The 21,384-nt window shown below is 48.7% G+C and carries 22 protein-coding genes and 1 riboswitch; all 22 genes read left to right on the forward strand.

Annotation, left to right across the window (positions count from 1 at the left end):
* Positions 1-323: 323 nt before the first annotated feature.
* Positions 324-929, forward strand: a complete 606-nt coding sequence (locus tag DVO77_RS05740; protein ID WP_162924152.1) for a histidine phosphatase family protein — start codon at positions 324-326, stop codon at positions 927-929.
* Positions 930-1,082: 153 nt separating this feature from the next.
* Positions 1,083-1,253: riboswitch (cobalamin riboswitch) on the forward strand.
* A gap of 153 nt (positions 1,254-1,406) precedes the next feature.
* A complete protein-coding gene (locus DVO77_RS05745; RefSeq protein ID WP_119977657.1) occupies positions 1,407-2,201 on the forward strand; it encodes an ABC transporter ATP-binding protein in 795 nt (264 codons plus the stop codon).
* Entirely contained in the window at positions 2,201-3,265 is a 1,065-nt protein-coding gene (locus DVO77_RS05750; RefSeq protein ID WP_119977747.1) for a FecCD family ABC transporter permease, read from the forward strand. The genes DVO77_RS05745 and DVO77_RS05750 overlap by 1 nt, the downstream gene beginning before the upstream one ends.
* A 38-nt stretch (positions 3,266-3,303) precedes the next feature.
* A complete protein-coding gene (gene cobT, locus DVO77_RS05755; RefSeq protein WP_119977658.1) occupies positions 3,304-4,332 on the forward strand; it encodes a nicotinate-nucleotide--dimethylbenzimidazole phosphoribosyltransferase in 1,029 nt (342 codons plus the stop codon).
* A 61-nt stretch (positions 4,333-4,393) separates the two neighbouring features.
* Positions 4,394-5,161 carry an adenosylcobinamide-GDP ribazoletransferase gene (locus DVO77_RS05760; protein ID WP_119977748.1) on the forward strand — a complete coding sequence of 256 codons (768 nt, stop codon included), beginning with the start codon at positions 4,394-4,396 and terminating at the stop codon, positions 5,159-5,161.
* A complete protein-coding gene (gene cobU, locus DVO77_RS05765) occupies positions 5,158-5,685 on the forward strand; it encodes a bifunctional adenosylcobinamide kinase/adenosylcobinamide-phosphate guanylyltransferase (RefSeq protein ID WP_119977659.1) in 528 nt (175 codons plus the stop codon). The genes DVO77_RS05760 and cobU overlap by 4 nt, the downstream gene beginning before the upstream one ends.
* Positions 5,686-5,704: 19 nt before the next feature.
* Positions 5,705-7,255 carry a cobyric acid synthase gene (locus tag DVO77_RS05770; protein WP_119977660.1) on the forward strand — a complete coding sequence of 517 codons (1,551 nt, stop codon included), beginning with the start codon at positions 5,705-5,707 and terminating at the stop codon, positions 7,253-7,255.
* A 108-nt stretch (positions 7,256-7,363) separates the two neighbouring features.
* Complete coding sequence (cobO, locus tag DVO77_RS05775) at positions 7,364-8,041, forward strand: cob(I)yrinic acid a,c-diamide adenosyltransferase (RefSeq protein ID WP_373317383.1); 678 nt, start codon at positions 7,364-7,366, stop codon at positions 8,039-8,041.
* Between the two features lie 1,196 nt (positions 8,042-9,237).
* Positions 9,238-10,425 carry a HEPN/Toprim-associated domain-containing protein gene (locus DVO77_RS05780; protein ID WP_119977661.1) on the forward strand — a complete coding sequence of 396 codons (1,188 nt, stop codon included), beginning with the start codon at positions 9,238-9,240 and terminating at the stop codon, positions 10,423-10,425.
* A 1,170-nt stretch (positions 10,426-11,595) separates the two neighbouring features.
* The gene (locus DVO77_RS05790) at positions 11,596-11,808 is read left to right on the forward strand and encodes a hypothetical protein (protein WP_119977663.1); all 213 of its coding nucleotides are present in this window, start codon (positions 11,596-11,598) and stop codon (positions 11,806-11,808) included.
* A 398-nt stretch (positions 11,809-12,206) separates the two neighbouring features.
* Complete coding sequence (locus DVO77_RS05795; protein ID WP_110457298.1) at positions 12,207-12,413, forward strand: zinc ribbon domain-containing protein; 207 nt, start codon at positions 12,207-12,209, stop codon at positions 12,411-12,413.
* A gap of 193 nt (positions 12,414-12,606) precedes the next feature.
* A complete protein-coding gene (locus tag DVO77_RS05800; protein WP_275426006.1) occupies positions 12,607-12,849 on the forward strand; it encodes a Rho-binding antiterminator in 243 nt (80 codons plus the stop codon).
* Positions 12,850-12,982: 133 nt separating this feature from the next.
* Positions 12,983-13,435 carry a carboxymuconolactone decarboxylase family protein gene (locus DVO77_RS05805; protein WP_110457300.1) on the forward strand — a complete coding sequence of 151 codons (453 nt, stop codon included), beginning with the start codon at positions 12,983-12,985 and terminating at the stop codon, positions 13,433-13,435.
* A 126-nt stretch (positions 13,436-13,561) separates the two neighbouring features.
* Positions 13,562-13,915 carry a DUF1428 domain-containing protein gene (locus tag DVO77_RS05810; RefSeq protein ID WP_110457301.1) on the forward strand — a complete coding sequence of 118 codons (354 nt, stop codon included), beginning with the start codon at positions 13,562-13,564 and terminating at the stop codon, positions 13,913-13,915.
* 207 nt (positions 13,916-14,122) lie between these two features.
* On the forward strand, positions 14,123-14,440 hold the full coding sequence (gene sugE, locus DVO77_RS05815; protein ID WP_110457302.1) for a quaternary ammonium compound efflux SMR transporter SugE: 318 nt from the start codon (positions 14,123-14,125) through the stop codon (positions 14,438-14,440).
* Between the two features lie 434 nt (positions 14,441-14,874).
* The gene (locus DVO77_RS05820; protein WP_110457303.1) at positions 14,875-15,693 is read left to right on the forward strand and encodes a cobalamin-binding protein; all 819 of its coding nucleotides are present in this window, start codon (positions 14,875-14,877) and stop codon (positions 15,691-15,693) included.
* A gap of 50 nt (positions 15,694-15,743) precedes the next feature.
* Positions 15,744-16,127, forward strand: coding sequence for an MAPEG family protein (locus DVO77_RS05825; RefSeq protein ID WP_119977664.1), 384 nt, complete (start codon positions 15,744-15,746; stop codon positions 16,125-16,127).
* Between the two features lie 346 nt (positions 16,128-16,473).
* On the forward strand, positions 16,474-17,736 hold the full coding sequence (locus tag DVO77_RS05830) for an efflux RND transporter periplasmic adaptor subunit (protein ID WP_119977665.1): 1,263 nt from the start codon (positions 16,474-16,476) through the stop codon (positions 17,734-17,736).
* 9 nt (positions 17,737-17,745) lie between these two features.
* A complete protein-coding gene (locus tag DVO77_RS05835) occupies positions 17,746-18,006 on the forward strand; it encodes a hypothetical protein (protein WP_119977666.1) in 261 nt (86 codons plus the stop codon).
* A gap of 38 nt (positions 18,007-18,044) precedes the next feature.
* Complete coding sequence (locus DVO77_RS05840; RefSeq protein WP_110457307.1) at positions 18,045-18,767, forward strand: ABC transporter ATP-binding protein; 723 nt, start codon at positions 18,045-18,047, stop codon at positions 18,765-18,767.
* A gap of 11 nt (positions 18,768-18,778) precedes the next feature.
* Positions 18,779-20,089, forward strand: coding sequence for an ABC transporter permease (locus DVO77_RS05845; protein WP_119977667.1), 1,311 nt, complete (start codon positions 18,779-18,781; stop codon positions 20,087-20,089).
* 11 nt (positions 20,090-20,100) lie between these two features.
* Entirely contained in the window at positions 20,101-21,300 is a 1,200-nt protein-coding gene (locus DVO77_RS05850; RefSeq protein WP_119977668.1) for an ABC transporter permease, read from the forward strand.
* Positions 21,301-21,384 lie beyond the last annotated feature (84 nt).

Here is a 21,384-nt window from a genome sequence, read left to right on the forward strand (position 1 = left end):
TCTACCTATATCCTACTCGATGCATGTTCACGACTGCCGATGCAGTGCGACGAGGGTGTGATCACCCTGCTATTATTTTTAGATGTATAAACGTATAGACGTCTATAGTAATTGCTATAGTAAGCGACTTATTAGGCTTAGGGCAAGTCAAAAGAGTATCAGTTTTCCCCCTCGTTAGCCCAGTGGCTTATAGGCTGCCGCTTAGCCTGTGGGTGATGTTTATTTTGGCACAATGGCAGCCCGCGGGGCAGTGTGAACCATATTGCATTGTCGCCTTGTCTCGGCGTATGCTGCCACGGCATGACAAATATCAAGGTAAGCCAATGACACAAACGATTTTTTATTTAATGCGCCATGGTCAGTGCGAGGGCGGCAATGTGTTGCGAGGCCGAAGCGACCTACCTTTGAGTGAGCTGGGATTTGCCCAGATGCAACTGGCCTGTGCGACTAAATTACCCGAGACGATAGATGCGCTGGTGACCTCCCCCCTAAGCCGCTGCCAAGGGTTTGCCGAGTATTACGCTAAAAAAAAGCAGTTACCTTGCCATGTCGAGGCGGGTTTGATGGAGATTGACTTTGGCGACTGGGACGGTGAGATGATTGATACCTTGTTCGCTGAGCATAGCGAGGCGCTTAACGCCTACTGGCAAGATCCCTGGCGCGCACCATTGCCAGGCAGTGAGCCGCTAGATGCCTTTGAGCAGCGTATCGAGACCTGTATCGAGCAAGTGTTACATAGGCACAGTGGCAATACCCTGCTGCTTATTACCCATGGTGGGGTTATCCGCCATTTGATGGGGCTGGCGCTGGGGATCCGCGGCGAAGTCGGCTTCTATACCCAGTTAAGTCTCGATTATGCCAGTGTGGTTAAGTTAAGCCACTTGGTCGATAACGATGGTAAAGGCTATTGGCGCTTGCATTGGAGTTAATGGTTAAGCTCAATGTTGGGGCGTTAGTTACCAGCGTTTGTCGTTAACCAGCGCGGCAAATACAAAAGGTGGTTTGCCTCCTAGGGGAAATACCGCATAATAGCCAACAATTTTAGGTGTCTAGCATACAGATGACGCCGAGCGTAAGGTGTTGAGCAGCGACTCACTTAACGTGGGTCGAGTAACTCAAACTTAATAGGGAATTGGGGAGTGACCTAAGGTCATCAGCCCAAACTGTACCCGCAACTGTGAGTGTGTTGAGTAAGGCAATTGGCCTTGTCTGCAACCACAAGTCAGGATACCTGCCTTATGCTATAGCCTAATGACTCAAGCGGGTGACTTGAGGGAGCTAAAGATGAACAATCGACTTGGGGCGCTAGCCCCGCTTGACAGCGGCAGGTCGACACCTACGCGGTCGCAACACATTTTACCCTATTGCTTTGCGGCTTGGATGGTGAGCCTGTGACGTCAATCCCTATGGCGTTATCTGCCCAACACCTTAGTTGGCGCGTGGGCGAGCGCGCCATTTTGGCTGATGTCAGTGTCGAACTGCCCCAAGGTCAAATGCTGGGGATCATCGGCCCTAATGGCGCCGGCAAATCCACCTTACTGCGCTGTCTATATCGTTATTTGACCCCAAGCCAAGGCGATATCACTTTATTTGGCCGAGCGGTGAGCGACTTTTCGGCGCGATCCTTTGCCCAGCAAGTGGCGGTGGTGCTGCAAGACACGCCGCACCATTTTGACATGACCACGGCGCAGCTGGTGGCGTTAGGGCTGACGCCCCATAAGGGAGCGTTTTCGCTCACCAGCGACCAAGACAAGCACGAGGTGCGCCGCGCCTTAGCCACAGTAGGTTTAACCGCGTTGGCCGACCAAGGGTATGAGCAACTTTCTGGCGGCGAGAAACAACGGGCGTTGATCGCCCGCGCCATAGTGCAAAAGCCCAAGCTGTTGATCCTCGATGAGCCCACCAATCATTTAGATATCCGTTATCAAATACAGATCTTAGAGCTACTGCGTAGCTTAGAGATGACGGTGGTTATCTCGATCCATGACCTTAATTTAGCCAGCGCCCTGTGTGACCAATTGCTGCTGCTCGACCAAGGCCACGCGGTTGCCCAAGGCCGCCCCAATGAGGTGTTGACTGAGCAGCGTATTGCAGAGGTCTTTGAGGTGTGCTGCCAAGTGAGCCCGCACCCCCAACACGGTAATCCGCAAATTAATTACTTTTATGGCTACCATAATGTCACCCAAGGGGAGACGCCATGATGCGCTCGCCCGGATTATCGGCCAGCGAGCGTCTTTGGCGCGGCCTGCTATTGGTCACAGGGTTTGGGGTATTAAGCCTAATGACGCCGCTGTTAGCCGCCAGTTTTGGTGCGGCGCACATCGACTTTAACCAAGTGGTCGATGTGGTGCTGGCCACCCTTGGCGGCGAGCGTCCAAGCAGCGTCACCGCCCGCATTGTGATGGAGCTGCGGATGCCGCGCATCGTGCTGGCGTTTATCGCCGGTTTTGGTTTAGCCATCGCCGGCGCCGTGCTGCAAACTGTGACCCGCAATCCACTGGCCGACCCTTATCTGTTTGGCATCTCTTCTGGCGCCTCCTTTGGTGCCGTAGTGGTGCTTACCCTGTTTGGCGGTGCGGGCGCGCTATCGAACGCCTTATCCATATCATGGCTTGGCAGCGTCAGCCTGCCGATGGGCGCCTTTATTGGCGCCAGTCTCGCAGTGCTGATGGTATTGGCCTTGTGCGGCCGCGCCATGAGCACTCAAATCGAGCGCATGCTGCTTTCTGGGGTGGCGATCTCCTTTATGTTTGGTGCGCTTACCAGTTTATTACTCTATTTTTCGGGGCCTCAGGCGGCTGCCTCTGTGCTGTTTTGGAGCTTGGGCAGTTTTGCCAAGGCCAGTTGGTCTGGCTTGGGGCTGCCCTTGTTGGTGGTGGCCGGCGCAACTGTGATCATCTTGCTGTTTAAACGCCAGATAGTTGCCATGAAAGCCGGTGATGAAACCGCCCACACTTTAGGGATCGATGTGCAGCGCCTGCGCCTAGCCATGTTGCTTTTGTGCTCGTTAATCACAGCCGTGCTGGTGGCTAACTGTGGCGGAATCGGCTTTGTGGGTTTGATGATCCCGCATATGGTGCGCCTGTTGCTGCCTGGTCGCTTCGCCTTGTTGACCACAGGCTTGGTGGGCGGGCTGTTTATGATCTGGGTCGATGTATTAGCCCGTTGCTTGCTGAGTTACCAAGAGCTGCCTATCGGCATTATTACCGCGGTGATCGGCAGTGTGTTTTTCTTGTTTATTTTAGGCAGCAAGCGCCGCGGCTAAAGACGAGGCCAGCTGCAGACCCGTTAAGGATATAACCCATGTTTAGCGTAACGCCGGTGAACCACCAATTTGATGGCGAGATTCAGCAAAAAATCGATTGTAAAACCAAGCCATTAGGCGCATTAGGCCGACTCGAACCCTTGGCGCTGCAAGTGGCGCAGGTGCTGGGGGCAACGTGTCCGACGATTAAGCAGCCTAAGCTGCTGGTGTTTGCCGGCGATCACGGTATTGCCAGCGCGGGCGTGTCGATTGCCCCTAGCGAAGTGACCACCCAGATGGTGCTTAATTTTCTGCATGGCGGCGCGGCCATCAATGTGTTTTGTGCCCAAGCAGGCTTTGAGATGGAGGTGATCGATTGTGGTATCGCCCATCCAGTTACAGGCCATGAGGCGCTTATCGATCAGCGCCTTGGCGCCGGCACGCGCGCGTTTCATCTCGAGGCGGCCATGTCAGCTTCCTGTGTTGAGCAAGGCTTTGCTATGGCGAAGGCGCGGGTGGCCTTGCATCATGACAATGGCACAAATCTCATTGCTTTTGGCGAGATGGGCATTGGCAATACCTCCTCGGCGGCGGCGATTATGGCGGCGCTCTTACCTGTGGATGTCGCCGCTTGTGTTGGGCGCGGCACTGGTATCGACAGCGAAACCTTGCAGCGTAAACAGGCCTTAATCACTCAAGCCATACAGCTACATCAAGGGCAATTAAACACACCACAGCAGATATTGGCGGCGCTGGGCGGCTTTGAAATTGTGCAGATGACCGGTGCCATGTTGGCGGCGGCCGAGCTGAAAATGCTGATCTTGGTCGATGGCTTTATTGCCACCGCAGCCGCACTACTGGCGGTGACCATCGCCCCAGCGGCGCGTGATTACATGATTTTTGCCCATCAATCAGATGAGGCTGGGCATCAGTTGATGCTGCAACATCTGCAAGCTGAGCCGCTATTACAGTTAGAGATGCGTTTAGGTGAAGGCACGGGGGCGGCGCTGGCCTTACCCTTAGTGCGCGCTGCTGCGGCGTTTTATAACGAGATGGCGAGCCTGCAAGATGTTGGCATCGCGATTTAATCCATTTAACCAGCGATTTAGAACATTGCACTAACAGGGCAAGCGGACGGGAGTGAAGCAGATGCTGCAGAAAGAGTTAAGCCTATTTTTGATTGCCATGGGCTTTTTTACCCGCATTCCTATGCCTCGCTGGGTCGAGGTTAACAGCCAGCGGCTCAATCAGGCGAGCCGTTACTTTGGCTTGGTGGGCGTGCTAGTCGGGGCGATAAGCGCGCTGGTTTATACGCTGGCCAGCATGGTGCTGCCCAGCAGCGTTGCCATCATCTTGGCGATGGTAACCAGTGTGCTGGTGACTGGCGGCTTTCATGAAGATGGCCTCGCCGATACCGCCGACGGTTTTGGCGGTGGCTGGTCGCTGGCAGATAAGCTCAACATCATGAAAGACTCGCGGGTCGGCACCTATGGCGTGTTGGCCTTAGTGTTTGCGCTGTTGTTTAAGTTTGTGCTGCTCAGCGAAATCGCCCTGTATCAGGCCGATTTAGTGGCGGCGGCGCTGATAGTGGCCCATTGCCTTAGCCGAGTCGTGGCGGCGTCGCTGATTTTTTCTGAGCCTTATGTGCGTGAAGATGCCAGCAGTAAGAGTAAGCCGCTGGCACAATCGCAAACCGTCAATGAGTTGCTGATATTGCTGGCCAGCGGAGTGATCACCTTATGGGTGGCGGGCATCGCCAATGCGCTGAGTTTGTGCGCCTTGCTGTTGCTGGTACGTTATCTGCTTATCCGCGGTTTTAGGCGTCAAATTGGTGGCTACACGGGCGATACCTTAGGCGCGGCGCAGCAGGTGGCAGAGCTTACCTGTTACCTGTTTATCTTGGCCATCACCCTATGATCCATTTGGTATTAGGTGGTGCGCGCAGTGGTAAATCCAGCCATGGTGTGGCGTTGGTATCGCACTATGTTGCCCGCGGCGCCGAGGCGTTATTTATCGCCACTGCCCAGGCCTTTGACGATGAGATGACGGCGCGGATTGCACGTCATCAAGCCGAGCGTGCGGGCGATGAGATTGCGTGGCGTATGCTTGAGTGTCCACTGGATTTAAGTGAATGTTTGGCTCAGCAGGCTCACGCTAAGCAGGTGATCTTAGTCGATTGCCTTACTTTGTGGCTGACCAATCAGTTGCTCAGCGACGAGCACGACTGGCCGCAGGTGAAGGCGCAGTTACTGGCAACCCTTACGGCGCTCCCGGGCGATGTTATTTTAATCTCTAATGAGGTGGGCAGCGGCATAGTCCCAGCCGATCCCTTGAGCCGGCGCTTTGTCGATGAAGCCGGTTGGTTGCATCAGGCGATAGCGGCCCTTGCCGATGAGGTGACCTTAGTCACCGCTGGCCTGCCGATGCGCTTAAAGGGATAAACAATAAGATGATGAGACCATGAGTCAATCCAATAACAATGCTATGCAAAATAAAGCCGTGGCCAACGTCTTGATGGTGCAGGGCACCACATCAGATGCAGGCAAGAGCACCTTAGTGGCTGGCCTGTGTCGTTACTTTGCCCGTAACGGGGTCAAGGTGGCGCCCTTTAAGCCGCAAAATATGGCGTTAAACAGCGCGGTGACCGCCGATGGTGGTGAGATTGGCCGCGCGCAGGCGTTGCAAGCGGTGGCCTGTGGCTTAGCACCGCACACCGATTTTAATCCTATTTTATTAAAGCCCAGTTCCGACACCAGCTCGCAGGTGATAGTGCAAGGTAAAGCCCTTTCCCATATGGACGGTCAAGCCTATTTTGGCAAAAATGCCGCAGGGTATCGCACCAAGGCGATGGCAGCTGTGCTCGACTCGCTATCAAGGTTAACGGCGCAGTATGAGCTCGTCATGGTCGAGGGGGCGGGGAGCCCTGCAGAGATCAATCTACGTGAGGGCGACATTGCCAACATGGGTTTTGCCGAAGCGGTCGATTGCCCGGTTATCTTGATCGCCGATATCGATAAAGGCGGCGTGTTTGCCCATATCGTTGGTACCTTGGCCTTGTTGTCCGACTCCGAGCGTGCGCGAATTAAAGGGGTGGTGATTAACCGTTTTCGCGGCGACATTAGCCTGCTGCAATCGGGATTAGATTGGCTAGAAGCTGAGATCAACAAACCTGTATTAGGGGTACTGCCGTATCTCAATGACCTTTATCTGGACGCCGAAGATGCCCTAATGGTCGCGCCGCAAAAATCTACTCATCCTAAGTTTAAGGTGTTGGTATTGGTGTGGCCGCGCATTAGCAATCATACCGATTTCGATGCCTTGCGCTTACACCCTGATATTGAGTTTAGTTATTTAACCGTCACATCTGCGTTTGATGGCACGGCGCCCCAAGCGGACCTGATTATTTTACCCGGCAGCAAGAGCGTGCGCCAAGATTTAGCCACTATGCTGGGTAATGGCTGGGACACATTGCTGCAAACTCATCTTAGGTATGGCGGCAAGGTCATAGGGATCTGCGGCGGCTATCAGATGCTGGGGCTGGCCATTGACGATCCGTTAGGTGTCGAGGGCGAGGCTGGCGAGAGTGAGGGGCTGGGGCTTTTGCCGCTGGTCACCGAATTAACCGCCACTAAGCGTTTGGCGCAGGTATCGGGCGTATTGAATTTGCTAGGCGAACAAGCCAAGGTGAGTGGGTATGAGATCCACTGTGGTCAATCCCAACATTTAGGTCAGGGGCAAAGCCTACTGCATCTGCGCGCCGATGATGGCAATCATGGGGTTGATATCGAAGATGGCTATTTATCCGTCGATGGGCAGATATTGGGCACCTATCTGCATGGCATTTTTGATCAGCCCAAGGCGTGCCAGCTACTGCTGCGCTGGGCGGGAATGACCCACGCCCCCGCCATCGATATCGATGAGCTTAGGCAGCAACAGTTAGATCGCTTAGCCGATATGTTGGCCGAAAATATGGACATGGATAAGCTGCAGCAGCTCATCGCTGGCGTTTAAGCCAGTATAAAATGAGCCCAATATAAGTAAGGTGAGCTGAGTATTAGCTTTAAAAATTAACCCAATTACAAGCCGTTACATCACGGCGATACCACACAAGAGACAAAGATGATGACGGATATTAACAAGGGTGAAAACAATCACCAGAGCAGCACTGATAACAGCCCTGAGCGCGATCACGACAGCAGAGAGCAGGATAAAGCCGAGCGTCATAAGGCGCGCCAACAAAAAGTGAAGGCGGCGGTCGATGCCAAAATTGCTCAGGCGCAAACGGAAAAGGGCGTGCTGTTAGTGTTAACCGGTAACGGCAAAGGCAAGTCAACAGGCGGCTTTGGCAATATTACCCGCGCAGTGGGTCACGGCAAAAAAGCCGCCGTGGTGCAGTTTATCAAGGGCAATTGGCCCTGTGGTGAACGCGCCGTATTAGAAAAAGTCGGGGTTGCGTTTCATGTCATGGGCACAGGCTTTACTTGGGAGACACAAGATAAAGCCAAAGACACCGCCGCGGCGCAAAGCGCTTGGGAAGCGGCCGAAACCTTGCTTAAAGACGACAGTATCGACATTATTTTACTCGATGAGCTGACCTACATGGTGAGCTATCACTATATTGAGCTCGAGCGCGTTCTTGAGGCTCTTAAAAATAGGCCGCCGATGCAACATGTGATCATCACTGGCAGGGCGTGCCATCGCGCCATTATTGAATTAGCCGATACTGTGAGCGAAGTGCAGCCGATAAAACATGCCTTTGAGGCCGGAGTTAAAGCGCAAATCGGATTTGATTATTAAGTTAGAGAGAGTTTGGACTAGTGAGTTAAAGGCTAAGGTACTTTTGCCCCAAAGTGTGCTGGTCTTGGAATGAAGGCTTGGCATTTTTGGGATTAACTTTAGTAGCATTTGGCCGTATCTTATTTGTTAAGTGTGTTTGAAGGCCACACCTTCATGGTTGTTAATTGCCTGCTGCAGGCTTTATGTGCAAACGCTTTTTTGGCTCGGTGAGTGAAGTGTCGCTTCATGCTAACGAACGAGAGACTGGGATTGTCGAACTGGCTTTTAGATAGGGATATCGTTGTGCGCCATCCCTATACGCTCCACGCCGGCATCTGACCTCCATGGATGGAGGGAATGTCAAAAAAATGTAAGGAACATTTTTGGCCATGCCACCAAGGGCCAAAACCGCGCTTACACCGATCTCTAACGCCTCTTCGATTTAGCCGTATTTTATGTGAGTTGCCAGTTCAAAAGCTAATTAGATTTTGCCCCAAAGTCTGCAGGTCTTGGAATGAAGAACGATGACATTTGTTTGAGTAGCGGCTGGCTGTATTTTCATTTATTGAAAGTGTTTGAAGGTCGAACCTTCACTGTTATTACTCGCCTGCCCGGCGGGTAATGTGCAAGCGCTCTTTTGGCTCGCCGCAAGCACGTCCGTGTGGGCTCTGCGAAATCATCCATGATTTCGAAGGCCAAAACCGCGCTTACACCTCTACCTAACGCCTCTTCGATTGGACTTCATTTGATACGACTAGTGAGTTAAAGGCTAAGAAGCTTTTGCCCCAAAGTGAGTTAACGTGTTGTCGGTGGTTCAGTAACGATCAGACTTTCTGGCCTAGAAATTTTTATCGCTACACCCGCATGATGTAATCCACTACTACCCATCAAAAAAACTGGATCAGTATACAGTCATATTAAAATCATAAGGGTTTTGAACGATTTTTATCCTATGTTAATGCGCGTTTTCTCATTTCAATTTAGATTAATGTGTTTAAAGTCAATCTCTTAGAATATTCGTTAAATAGATAATAGGTTTGGAAAACGCGCATGCGCGTTTTTCCAGATGGTGTATTTAGCAAAATGCTGATAAGTTCATTACATACAGATAGTTAACTGTGCGCGTTTTCACTGGTCCAACGAGGTAAACGCGCATGCGCACTAATAAAATGTTAGCTATCTTCGGTATATTTTGTCATCTATAAGGGTTACAAGGAATGGGATCATATGCAGATCTAAGTTTAGGGAAATTAGAAGTTGCTTGGAGCAAAAATGAACTTCTGCTGAGTCACAGTGAACTATTTCAGGAGAACTGCCTTCTATCTTCCCCGTATGATGATTCCGAGAATGAAGCCAAAAAAGAGTGGTATGAACTTAAACTAGAGCTGGTCAAAGATAGGCTAGAACTTCTAGGCTACACACTCGAATATGCTAAGAAGCAGTTTGAAAACCCATCACCATTTAGTGATGAAGACCCGTTATCTATTAGCTTTGAGGAAGTGTTAAAAATCCTCAAAACTGTTGATGTGAGTAAAGTAACAAATGAGTTTAGTGAGAAGGCGAAGCCAGGCGAGTTTGCTCCACAACACATTCAAGAATTGATTTATTCCTCACGAAATTTAGATTTTGCATTTGATCATTGGGATCTAAGTGCTTTATTAGAGAATTTTTGTCCATATTCTCAACTGAGAGTTCTCGCTGAAAGCCCACTGAACTTAGAGTTGCCCGTTGTATGGAACTTTGATGAAGTAGTAAGAAATGGGTGGGTGGAGCGCGACGCAATTACTCATGGGGTTACTAACAAATTTCTAATAGTAACTGAAGGAACGTCTGACTCACGGATACTGAGAAAAGCAATTGACCTATTAAGGCCACATATCAATGACTTATTCTATTTTGTTGATATGGAGGGTGGCTACCCTTTTACGGGAACAGGCAACTTATTCAATTTTGTTAAAGGTTTAGGCAGTATTAATATCCAGAATGACGTTCTAGTGATCTTTGATAATGATGTTGAAGGAGTTCAAGCAATGAATCGTTGTTTAGAGCTTGAGCTACCAAAAAATATGAGAATTATGAAATTGCCTGACCTTGACGAGTTTAATTGCTTTCCAACCATTGGACCAAATAGTGAAGCGAAATCAAATATTAATAGCAAGGCAGCTGCAATAGAATGCTATTTGGATAATGGCGGGGATGCAAAGATACGATGGACTAATTACAGAGAAGATACTCAATGCTATCACGGTTCATTGATAGCTAAAGATAAATATAAAAAAGCGTTTCTTAAACAGAATGAAATCGTTTCTGGCTATGACTATCGCAAGCTTGAAAGAATCTTAGATAGTATTATTTTAGAATGCACAGCAATAGCTAACAAAGCGTTGCACCGGACAAGCCGGTGAACGCGGCGTTAGCAGTCGAGGATGTACATGAAATTATTTATTCAGCAAGAATTTAAAAATGTCTTGAACCAAAAACTTGTTTATCCTATCCGGTTGTATTTTCAAGTTCTTGGTTTTTTGCTAATAAGTCAATGCTTATATTCTCTTGCAGATTCGTTTCTACGTTTAGGCGAACTCCAAGTCACATGGAGGGCTGATTGGGTATACAATGCTTCGTGTGTATTGTGGATTGTATATCTAGTCACGATAATTATCGTAGGTAAAAGTACAGCTACATCAGATAAAAACTGCTAACAAGGCACTCAAGCAGGACAAAAAAAAGTTGGCTTTTTGCTCCTTCGTCGCTAAGTTTAGCCAACAATTTTTTGCCTCTTAGTGAGGCGTTATGTAAAAATATTAACTAAATCATAATGTTGCACGATAAAATTAAAGTTGTTTTTCTCGAGATTAATCTATGACACCTTTCCAAACACTATATACTTCCGTAATGCTTTTTGGTCCATCCATTATTCTAATTTCTCAACGAGGCTGGGTCATTGGTGGGCTGTCATTCGTAGCAAGTTTTGTACTATCTTGGGCATTAACTTTGATATTTACACCAAAGTTATCTATTGATGCGTTAAATTTTTGGGCTTGGACTAAACCATTGCTGATTGCTTGCATAGTGCTGTGGGGCGGGTTGAACATATTTTAACATAACAAGCAATTTAAGAGGGATTCACAACGCTCGGCATTTTTGCTTCTACTTCAAATTTAGTGTTTATGGCACAATGCTTTAGGTTTGGGGGGGGCGTTGTTCACCCCTTAATTGGGCGTTCTTGACCTGCGGTAGACGATTTTTAGCAAAAAAGAAGTGATATTTAAGTCTAGCCGAAGGCATAGATAGAGCCAAACGCGATGGAAGAAACGCCTTATTTATGGTAGCTTGAAGGCCCTTGCTAAGGCTCGTAAAGCGAAGCTTTCAAAGAGACCTGCAAGAGTCTTCAAGTAAAGCAGCGATGCTTCCCTCACGCCGCAGGGGGCTCACATCAGCCCCAAGGGCATGGAATATGAACTCACGGATTGAGTAGCGATAACCTCCTCTCTCCGAAAGTAAAGAACAAGCCGTTACACGAGACCTTCGGCTCGTGAACTAGATCGTTATAAGTAAATAAAAGTAAGGAGTTTTAAATGGATATTAATGCTACTTCACTAGGTCAAATAATTGCCCTTATTCTTTTTATTATGCCGTTAATCTTATCTTTAAAGTCAAAGGCTGTATCCGGTTACCATAAACTGGCTTGGTTCTTTCTGACTTTGTTTTTTTCTTGGTTAGGCTTCCTTGTATTTTATTTTATGATTGTTAAAGCTAAGTCGTATGAAAGTGGTAAAAATCATTCATAGTTATAGAAAATAAATAGACATATATGGACGCCCCCGGTTAGTCAAGGCTGTACTTCGCTAACCGAGGCGGTTTTGCCTTAGTTTCTATTTGTTCTGGGCTCTCGTTCAGTGCTTATTGATTGACTCTTTCGCTTTAAACAACGCTTTTAAAAGTAGCGAATACATAGACAGGCATAGTTAATGCTCTAGCCAAAAGAGTTTGCCATCCGCATCATAAAACTCACTATTCGACTCAAATAAACCGTTTTTCTTATTCATAAATAACAGTAGGCGTTGAAAGTGTATTTGCCGATGTAGGGCATGACAATGTGTATTGATATTGGTTAGGAACTTAGTTATGTTGTTGATTAATAACGTCTGGATATCTATTGGGTAATATTTATAACAAAGGAATTCATATGTCTAAAAATTGGAAATGCCCCAAATGTGATTGTTGTGATTATGATACGGATACTATTGCAACGACGGGAAGTGGTTGGTCTAAAATATTTGATATGCAAAACCGAAAATTTACCGCTGTAATTTGCACTAACTGTACTTATACCGAATTTTATCGCGGTAAGACGAGTGCCTTAGGTAATATTTTCGATCTATTCACTAATTAATCAAAGCTGATAAAAGTTAAGTGGACGCCATGCATGGGCTCAATCTTGTTTGGCTTAACCTTGAAGTCCACCGTTTGGCTCTTTTAAGGGCAATTTCATTTGGCGGTTGCCTCTAAGGTTAGCATTGGGGACACGTACCTGAAAGTGGTGTTATTCTGCCTACTCTATCCAAGTGAGCAGGACGCGGTTTATGATGAGTTGCGCTAATTATGATTACATAGAGATAGTTTGCTTGTTTAATTATCCTGTCGAAATCACATTAAAATCGGGGGAGGTGTTCACAGGCAAAGCTATTGATACCGCAAAAAATCATCAAGGTGAAGAGTGCATAAAACTCAAGATTGAACACGATGATTTATTGGTTGTTTTAGACTCGATGGCAAAGCTAACGATTGTCGTTGATAATCCCCATTTTAAGGAAGTTTTATTCGACTAAGTCGCTAGTCATTAGCGCTGCAAGCGATGGTTAATGCGTGGCGTATGAAGTTCTGGGTCTGTGAAGGTGGTTTAGTCGATTCTTAATAGTCCAGTTAAATTGGATGTGAGTCAGACAGAAGTAAGGAGGTCGCATGATTGAACGAGTGAATATTGGCAAGTCGGCACCAGCGTTGTATCAGGCAGTCGTTGAGCTTGATCGACTTGCTTCTGTCGCCATAACTGATGCTGGCATTGCCACAGGTTTCTCGCATCTCTTGCGCTTGCGTGCATCTCAAATAAATCAATGTGCTTTTTGTGTCAGGTTACATGCGCGCGACGCACTTGCCAGCGAGGAGACCGCTGATCGTGTCGCCGTTGTTGCCGCATGGAAAGAGACTGAATACTTTACCCTAAAAGAGCGTGCAGCGTTGGAGCTTGTAGAGGCAATCACCCTGATCTGGGATGGTCAACTGCCTGATGCCATTTATAAGCAAGCAGCAAGTCAACTTTCGAAAGAAGAAATATCTGCCATTGAGTGGCTTGCGATTGTCATCAATACATGGAACCGTATTGCTATTTCAAGTCGTTATCCTGTCAAAATATAGGCATGAGAGAGCATATAAACCGAAATCCGACTTTACCCATTGTCTTGGCTCCTTGATACAGCGCCGTGCTCCCGTGTCTTTGAGCTATGGTTATAACTCTGCTCATTTATTACAAGGAGTTTAACTATGTCGTATGTTGATGGTTTTGTTGCGGCTGTACCTACAGAAAATAAAGCACAATATATTGAATACGCAGAAATGTCGGCGGAAATGTTTAAAGAATTCGGCGCATTAAAGGTTGTTGAAACGTGGGGGAGCGATGTGCCTGATGGTGAAATCACCTCATTTCCAATGGCGGTGAAAGCCGAGAGCAATGAGACTGTGGTGTTTTCATGGATTATCTGGCCGTCTAAAGCCATTCGAGATACGGGGTGGCAGAAAATGATGCAAGATTCTAGAATGCATCCAGAAAATTGCCCAATGCCTTTTGATGGTAAGCGACTCATTTATGGCGGGTTTGATCTCATTCTAGACAAGTAGCGAGAGCGAACATAGCAAAGGTGTAAGCGTGATCTCAACACCTAACATTATCCTCGATTGGGTTTGATGTTCGTGGTATGTATAATGCTTTTGGTTAGGCAGTAGCGCGTATCAAAGTCGATGTGGCGCCATGCACTCCGAAGTGGGGACGACCTCACCTCTCTAATTTCGTTAGGGGACGGCCCCAATACTAACTGAGAGGTGCATGTGAGCTGGATCATTTTATTTATCGCGGGTCTTTTAGAGATTAGTTGGGCAATTGGCTTGAAGTATACCGATGGCTTTACGAAGTTTTGGCCTACGGTCGGTACGGTGTTTTCATTGGTTGCAAGTTTTCTAATGCTAGGTTTGGCCCTGAAAACGTTACCTGTCGGTACGGCCTACGCTATATGGGTGGGGATCGGCGCGGTTGGTACTGCTATTTTAGGAATATACCTGTTTGGTGAGTCAGCTAACGTGCTTAAGTTGGTGAGTTTAGCGCTGATCTGTGCGGGTATTGCAGGGCTTAAACTCGCTAATACCTAGCCTAGATCTACCCCTGACCTTACTAGAACGCAGTCCATTTAAGCTTGCTTACATGGACTGTTTTTATCTTCAAATACCGATCTCCTCAAGGCTTCAATCGGCACCTAAGGTGCAACAGCCAGCATGCAAATACATAGAGGCTTAGTTTTTGTGGCCATACTTTTCCTTGCGCGTACAGCCCTGTGGTATATCAAGCGCGGCGACATGTTTGAACGTCCACAGCGTTAGCCGTACATCCCCTGTCGATGGCGGGTGGATTCCCCCACAGAGCGCATAGCGATATACTCGTGATCCAGAAAAAGAACGTATGTTGTCGTTTGTGTCAGGCTTAGGTTGCAGCCCCATGAGCCGTTTCCAGCTAGCGGCCGAGGATATCCTGACAAGCAGCGTAAGATGTATAAAGGATAGTGATGCGATTAAAGGATAAGAATAAAATGATAAAAAAGTGGATGTTAGCCCTGCTGTTAAGTTGGCCAACCGTGACATTGGCGGCCCCGGCAAGCAAGATTATTGCCCTGTCGCCCCATGGCGTTGAGATGCTTTATGCCATTGGCGCGGGTGATAATATTGTCGCCACCACAGATCACGCCGATTTTCCCGAGGCGGCAAAGCAGATCCCCCGCATCGGTGGCTATTATGGGATTCAAATTGAGCGAGTGATTGAGCTCAACCCTGACTTAATTGTGGTGTGGGGCAGTGGCAATAAGGCCGAAGAGATTGAGCGTCTAAGCCAATTAGGCTACCCCATTTATAACAGCGACCCTAAATCGTTAACCGCAGTGGCAGAGGATTTACTGGCATTGGGGCAGCTCACCGGCCATGAGGCACAGGCGCAAGAGGCGGCCAGCCAGTATCTGCAGCAGTTGCAACAATTGCGACAGCAAAATCAAGATAAGCCACAGGTAAAGGTGTTTTATCAGTTATGGTCGACGCCGCTAATGACGGTGGCCAAAGGCAGTTGGATAGAGCAGATCATCGAGGTGTGTCATGGCGAAAATGTGTTTGCCGATGCAGCCAGCGCCTATCCGCAGGTGAGCCTCGAAGCCGTGTTATTGAAGATGCCACAGGTGATTTTGCAAAGCCAAGATAAGGGCAATGTTAATGGGGTAGACTGGTCGAGTTGGCAGGAGATCCCAGCGGTAAAACAGCAGCACATTTATCAACTTAATGCCGATTTACTTCATCGCGCCGCGCCGCGCGCTATCCTAGGTATCCAGGCGCTGTGCCAAGCGCTGGATAAGGCGCGCTCATAAAGTACGCTGACTAACCCCTTGCCCGTTATTTGCTAAAAGGAATATGCATCATGACCACTTTATTAACTTGTTTATTGTTAGCCATGTTACTGCCTTATTTGGCCAAGGGGCCGGTGGCGGTAGCGATGGAAAAATTGGGTGGCTATGACAATCATCAGCCTAGAGCCCAGCAAGCGCAGTTAACCGGCTTTGGCGCGCGAGCGGTCGCTGGGCATCAAAATGCCTTTGAATCGCTGCTGATTTTTGGCTTGTCGGTGTTGTGCGTAATAGCGCTAGATAAGGTGAATGACACTGTGGCGTTACTTGCTGTGGGGCATATTATTGCGCGGGTGGCTTACCATATTTTGTATCTGCTGGATAAAAGCACCTTACGTTCACTCTCATGGTTTGTCGCCACCGGCTGCAGCTTTGCCATTTTCGCTCAGGCCTTTTAACGGCCGAACATAGGCGCTAATGAGCTGAGTGTGATGCACTTAGAGCGTTAGCACTATGACTCAGACAAGCTCTCGGAAGCGCTCGGGTAAACACAAAAGCGCCTGCTCCAATTGAGCCGATTGGCTCACTCCAGTTAGACGGACACTTCCCGCTCATGAATCGGACACTCGCCTCTCAATAACCGGACACTTATAGGTGTTCGCGGACATTTACGCCTCCTCAATATACCCAGTATTAATTCTAAATTATTGATTTTGATGTGATTATATGTTTTGGCATGGCAATTGTAAACACTATTAATAAATAGCGAGGTTTTGTGCTAACGGACACTGTTAAGGATGAGAAATGATTCAAGATACCAGCGGACAAGATAAGCAAGTGGCGCCCAGTCTCGGACGCCGTATTAAATGGCCGGTGACTATCGGTGCTGGCGTGCTTTTGGTTTCAGGCTTGGTGTGGGCCAGTGTTAGTGGCAGTAGCGTGAGCGAGTCTATTGCTCGCAGTGAGCTGCGTTTTGCCACCTTAGAGCGTGGTACCTTAGTTCGAGATATCGCGGCGACAGGGAAAATAGTGGCTGCCAATGCGCCGATCCTTTACAGCCCAGAAAAGGGCACGGTTAGCCTTATCGCTCATCCAGGTGACAAGGTGGAGCAGGGACAAGTGGTGGCGACCATAGAGAGTCACGGCCTGACAAATAGCCTTAAACAGCAAGAAGCTTTACTAGAGGGGATGAAGAGTACGCTAGAGCGTGCCAAGTTAGATGCCCGTCGCGAGCAACTTAAGGCCCAACAGACACTGGATATGGCTAAGGTGGATCTTGACGCCGCCGATAGAGAGAGCCGCCGCGGCGATCAACTGATCGAAAACGATCTGATTTCAAAAATTGATTACGAAAAGAATAAGGATGAGCTGCATAAGGCCAAATTGCAGTTTGCTCATGCTAAGCAAGAAGCGGCGTTGATGAAGGACACCCTAAGCTTCGAGTTGCAGAACACGGCGTCAGAGGTGAGTCGGCAGGCATTGGTCGTAGCAGAGTTGGAGCGTCAAGTTGCGGCGTTGAATATCACCGCACCCGTTGGCGGCATCATAGGTAATTGGTTAACCGAGCAAAAAGCCCGTATCGACCAGAGTCAACCCATACTCACAGTGGTGGATCTGAGCGCCTTCGAGGCCGAGCTTGCTGTCCCCGAAAGTTATGCCGATGAACTGGGACTGGGCATGGATGTCGAGTTGAATATTGGTGGCGTGATGGTGATGGGCAAGCTGTCATCTATCTCACCCGAGGTACACAACCGTGAGGTGGCGACCCGAGTACGCTTCGCGCAAGATGCAGCGCTACACCTGCGCCAGAACCAGCGGCTATCGGCGCGAGTGCTGCTAGAAAACCGCCCGGACGTGTTAATGGTTAAGCGTGGCACCTTCGTTAATAGTGGTGGAGGGCGCGTGGTCTATAGCATGCAAGGCGAGATCGCCCAGCGCACCGACATTCTACTCGGAGCCCGCAGCATGAGTCACATAGAAGTATTAGAAGGTGGCGAGGTGGGCGATCAGTGGGTGATTTCCAATATTGATCTGTTTAATAACGCCGAACAAGTTTTGGTTCGCTAAGGCTATACGATGAAAAGCAATATTATCACTATGAATCCAGAGCGTTTTATTGCAGCCCTCGCCTTAGTGTTCTTGCTGGTAGCGGCGCAAGTCTACACCCAAGATGCCTCAGATTGGTTGCTGCTAGGGCTGAACATTATCGAAATGACAGGAGGCCAGTTCCAACCTGTCGACACAAACCAACTTCCCGACGTCGTCAAGGTTGGCGATGATTCAAACCAGTGGTTATTGACGTATCTGATACCGCAACTGACAGTGCTACTGAAATAACCGACAGAATAACGCGAAAAATTGAAGGAATTTAAACCATGTTAACGATGAAAAATATCAACAAGGTGTTTAAAACGGACTTAGTGGAAACCCATGCGTTGCGCGATTTTAATCTATCGGTGCAAGAGGGCGAGTTTGTTGCCGTGACAGGCCCATCGGGTTCGGGTAAGACCACGTTTCTTAATATTGCCGGCCTATTAGAAGGGTTTACTCATGGGGATTATTTTCTCGATGGTGTCAATATCTCTAACCTGAACGATAACAAGGCGGCTGCCATACGCAATGAAAAAATTGGTTTTATCTTTCAGGGCTTTAACCTGATCCCCGATCTTAACTTGGCCGAGAATGTCGAAGTGCCACTGCGCTATCGCGGCTTTAGTGCCAAGGAGCGCCAACGTCGAGTCAAGGAAGCGCTGGAAAAGGTCGGACTTGGCGCACGCATGAAACATCTACCGTCACAACTTTCCGGTGGTCAGCAGCAAAGGGTGGCGATTGCTCGCGCCTTGGCTGGCGAACCAAGATTTCTCCTCGCCGACGAGCCAACAGGTAACTTGGACAGCCTGATGGCTCGTCAGGTGATGGAGCTTTTAGAAGCGATCAACAAGGCGGGAACCACCATCATCATGGTGACTCACGATCCTGAGCTGGCACGACGTGCTCAGCGTAATATTCAGATTGTCGATGGTCAGGTATGTGACTTTACCCTCTATCAGGGTGGTCAAAACCATCAGGTCGATACGATGGAACAAGCGGCGAGCTAAGGAGCGATAGGATGTTTTTATACTATGTTGATCTTGCTTGGCGCAGCATCAAGAAGACGCCAATATTATCCCTGCTTATGGTGCTGGCCATCTCTGTAGGGATAGGCATCACCATCACAACGCTTAACGTGTATAACATGATGGCTTTTAACCCAGCAGGCGAGCGTGCCGAGCAGCTAAATACGGTGCAGCTATGGAGCCAGGGCCCCGACTCTTGGGCTGACTATCATTCACAGGTGACCTATCAGGACGTGATGAACCTGCGTAAGGGCAAGGTGGCAAACGAGCAGGCAGCTATGTTTCGCAGTGGTATGGCGGTGCAGACGGATGATCCGCAAATCTTACCTTCGTTAAATGGGGTACGGGTTACCGATAGTGGCTTTTTTAACCTGTTTGAGGTGCCGTTTATCTATGGCAATAGCTGGGACAAATCGGTCGATGAACAGGCGGCTTTTCAGGCTGTGATAGGTAAAAAACTGAATCAAAAGCTGTTTGGGGGGGAAAACAGTGTTGGTAAGACGATTTACCTTAACCGTAAACCTTATCAGGTGGTCGGGGTGATAGACGACTGGCACCCGCAACCTAAGTATTATGATCCTACCAGTGGTGCTTTCTCTAAGGCGGAGCAGATCTATATTCCCTTCTCGCTAACCGCCAGTGAAGAGTTTTCTGTCTGGGGGAATATGTCTGGTTGGAAGTATGAACGTCTCGATGACTATCAGGATAGATTGGGGTCGGAGAAGGTCTGGATACAGTATTGGGTTGATCTGCCAACGGCCGAAGACCGCCAATCCTATAAGCGTTACTTAAGCCAATATGTTGAGCAGCAGAAAGAGCTGGGCCGTTTTACCGATGGTAAATCGCCAGAGGAGTCTGCGCAGCTGTCTAACGTGGATGCTTGGCTTGAACGTAATCATGTGGTGCCTGAAGACAATAAAATCTTGCTGGGTTTGAGTGTGCTGTTCTTAAGTGTCTGCTTGGTTAATATCTTGGGTTTGATGTTGACTAAGTTTCTCAAGCGTGCTCCCGAGGTGGGTGTCAGGCGGGCGATAGGTGCCAGTCGAAGTCAGATCTTCTCGCAATATATGGTCGAAGTCGGCGTGATAGGTTTGTTTGGTGGATTGCTCGGCTTGGCATGGGCATGGGGGGCGCTCTATGGCTTGTCGGCACGCTTTGGTGTGGCGGAGGGACTGACCCATCTGTCGCTAAGTATGTGGGTCATCACGCCAGCGATTGCCGTAGGTACGGCGATGCTAGCGGGTCTCTATCCTGCTTGGGTGGTGTGCAGAACTAAGCCCAGTGTTTATTTAAAAAGCCAGTAAGGGATTAAAAAATGCTTAATATTAAACCAATTGTTAGCAGCTTGCTGCGCAGCAAGAGTGGCCCAATATTACTGTTAATGCAGATTATTTTATCGGTTGCTATCGTGGCCAATGCCAGCTTTATTATTAATGAGCGCCTAACCATGATGCAGCGTGACTCAGGGATTGCTGAACAAGAGATCCTCACCTTTGCCATTTATAATTTCGACCCCAGTATAGATGCCACCCTGCAAAACAAGGTCGATCAGCGTATTTTACGTAGCCTGCCTAATGTAAAGGCGGCAGCCTCGACCAATATGTTGCCACTCAGTGGCAGTGGCTGGTCTACGACCTTGAACCTAGGGCCTGATCCCGAAACTGCCAAGTCGACGCCGCAGGTCGCCATGTATATGGGGACCGAGCATACCTTGGAGACCTTTGGTGTGACGTTAGTCGAAGGGCGTAATTTCTATGCCGATGAGATCACTGATGATGTCAACAGCCCAAATATACTCTTGCTGATCACTAAAGCGTTAGCCGATGAGGTGTGGCCCAACGAGTCGGCAGTGGGTAAGACCCTGTGGGCGGGAAGAGACGTACAAGTGACAGTGATCGGTGTTGTCGACAAGATGCAGGGCGCCTGGGTCGATAGTAGCGATCTAGAGTACAGCATTATTCAAAATGTCGATTATAGCGGTAATTCGTACATGGTGCGTGCCGAGCCCAAACATCATGAGGCATTGCAGCAGCAGATCCTCGATGCCTTGATGACAGAAAACCCGAACCGAGTGATCGATAATTTCCAATCGATTGCTGTAGTAAAAGAGAACTCTTATCGCGATCATGAGTTAATGGTGACTGTGTTGTCTATGATGGTGGTGTTGTTGCTACTGATCACCAGCTTAGGGCTGACAGGTATGGTGATGTTTAATATTCAGCGTCGTACCAAGCAGATAGGCACTCGCCGTGCCCTAGGGGCGACTAAGGGTGATATCTTGAGCCTGTTCCTAACCGAAAATTACATTATCTGCATCGTCGGTGGTCTTATTGGGGGGGTATTGGCGGTATTACTAGGGCAGCAACTGATGCAACATTACGATTTGCCCCAGCTAAATCTCATCTACCCAGTGTTGACTGTAGTGGGGATGTTGTTGGTGACGACGGTGGCCGTGATATTACCGGCTCGCAAGGCGGCTAATATTTCACCCGCCATGGCGACCCGTAGCGTTTAAGCTTCAGCGCTCGTTTAGTGCTCGAAAGTGCCATGGTCTTTATATTGCTGGCACTTTCGGGTAGGTTTATTGTTCTTGCATAGA

Source organism: Shewanella algidipiscicola (assembly GCF_003605125.1).
GTDB lineage: Bacteria > Pseudomonadota > Gammaproteobacteria > Enterobacterales > Shewanellaceae > Shewanella > Shewanella algidipiscicola.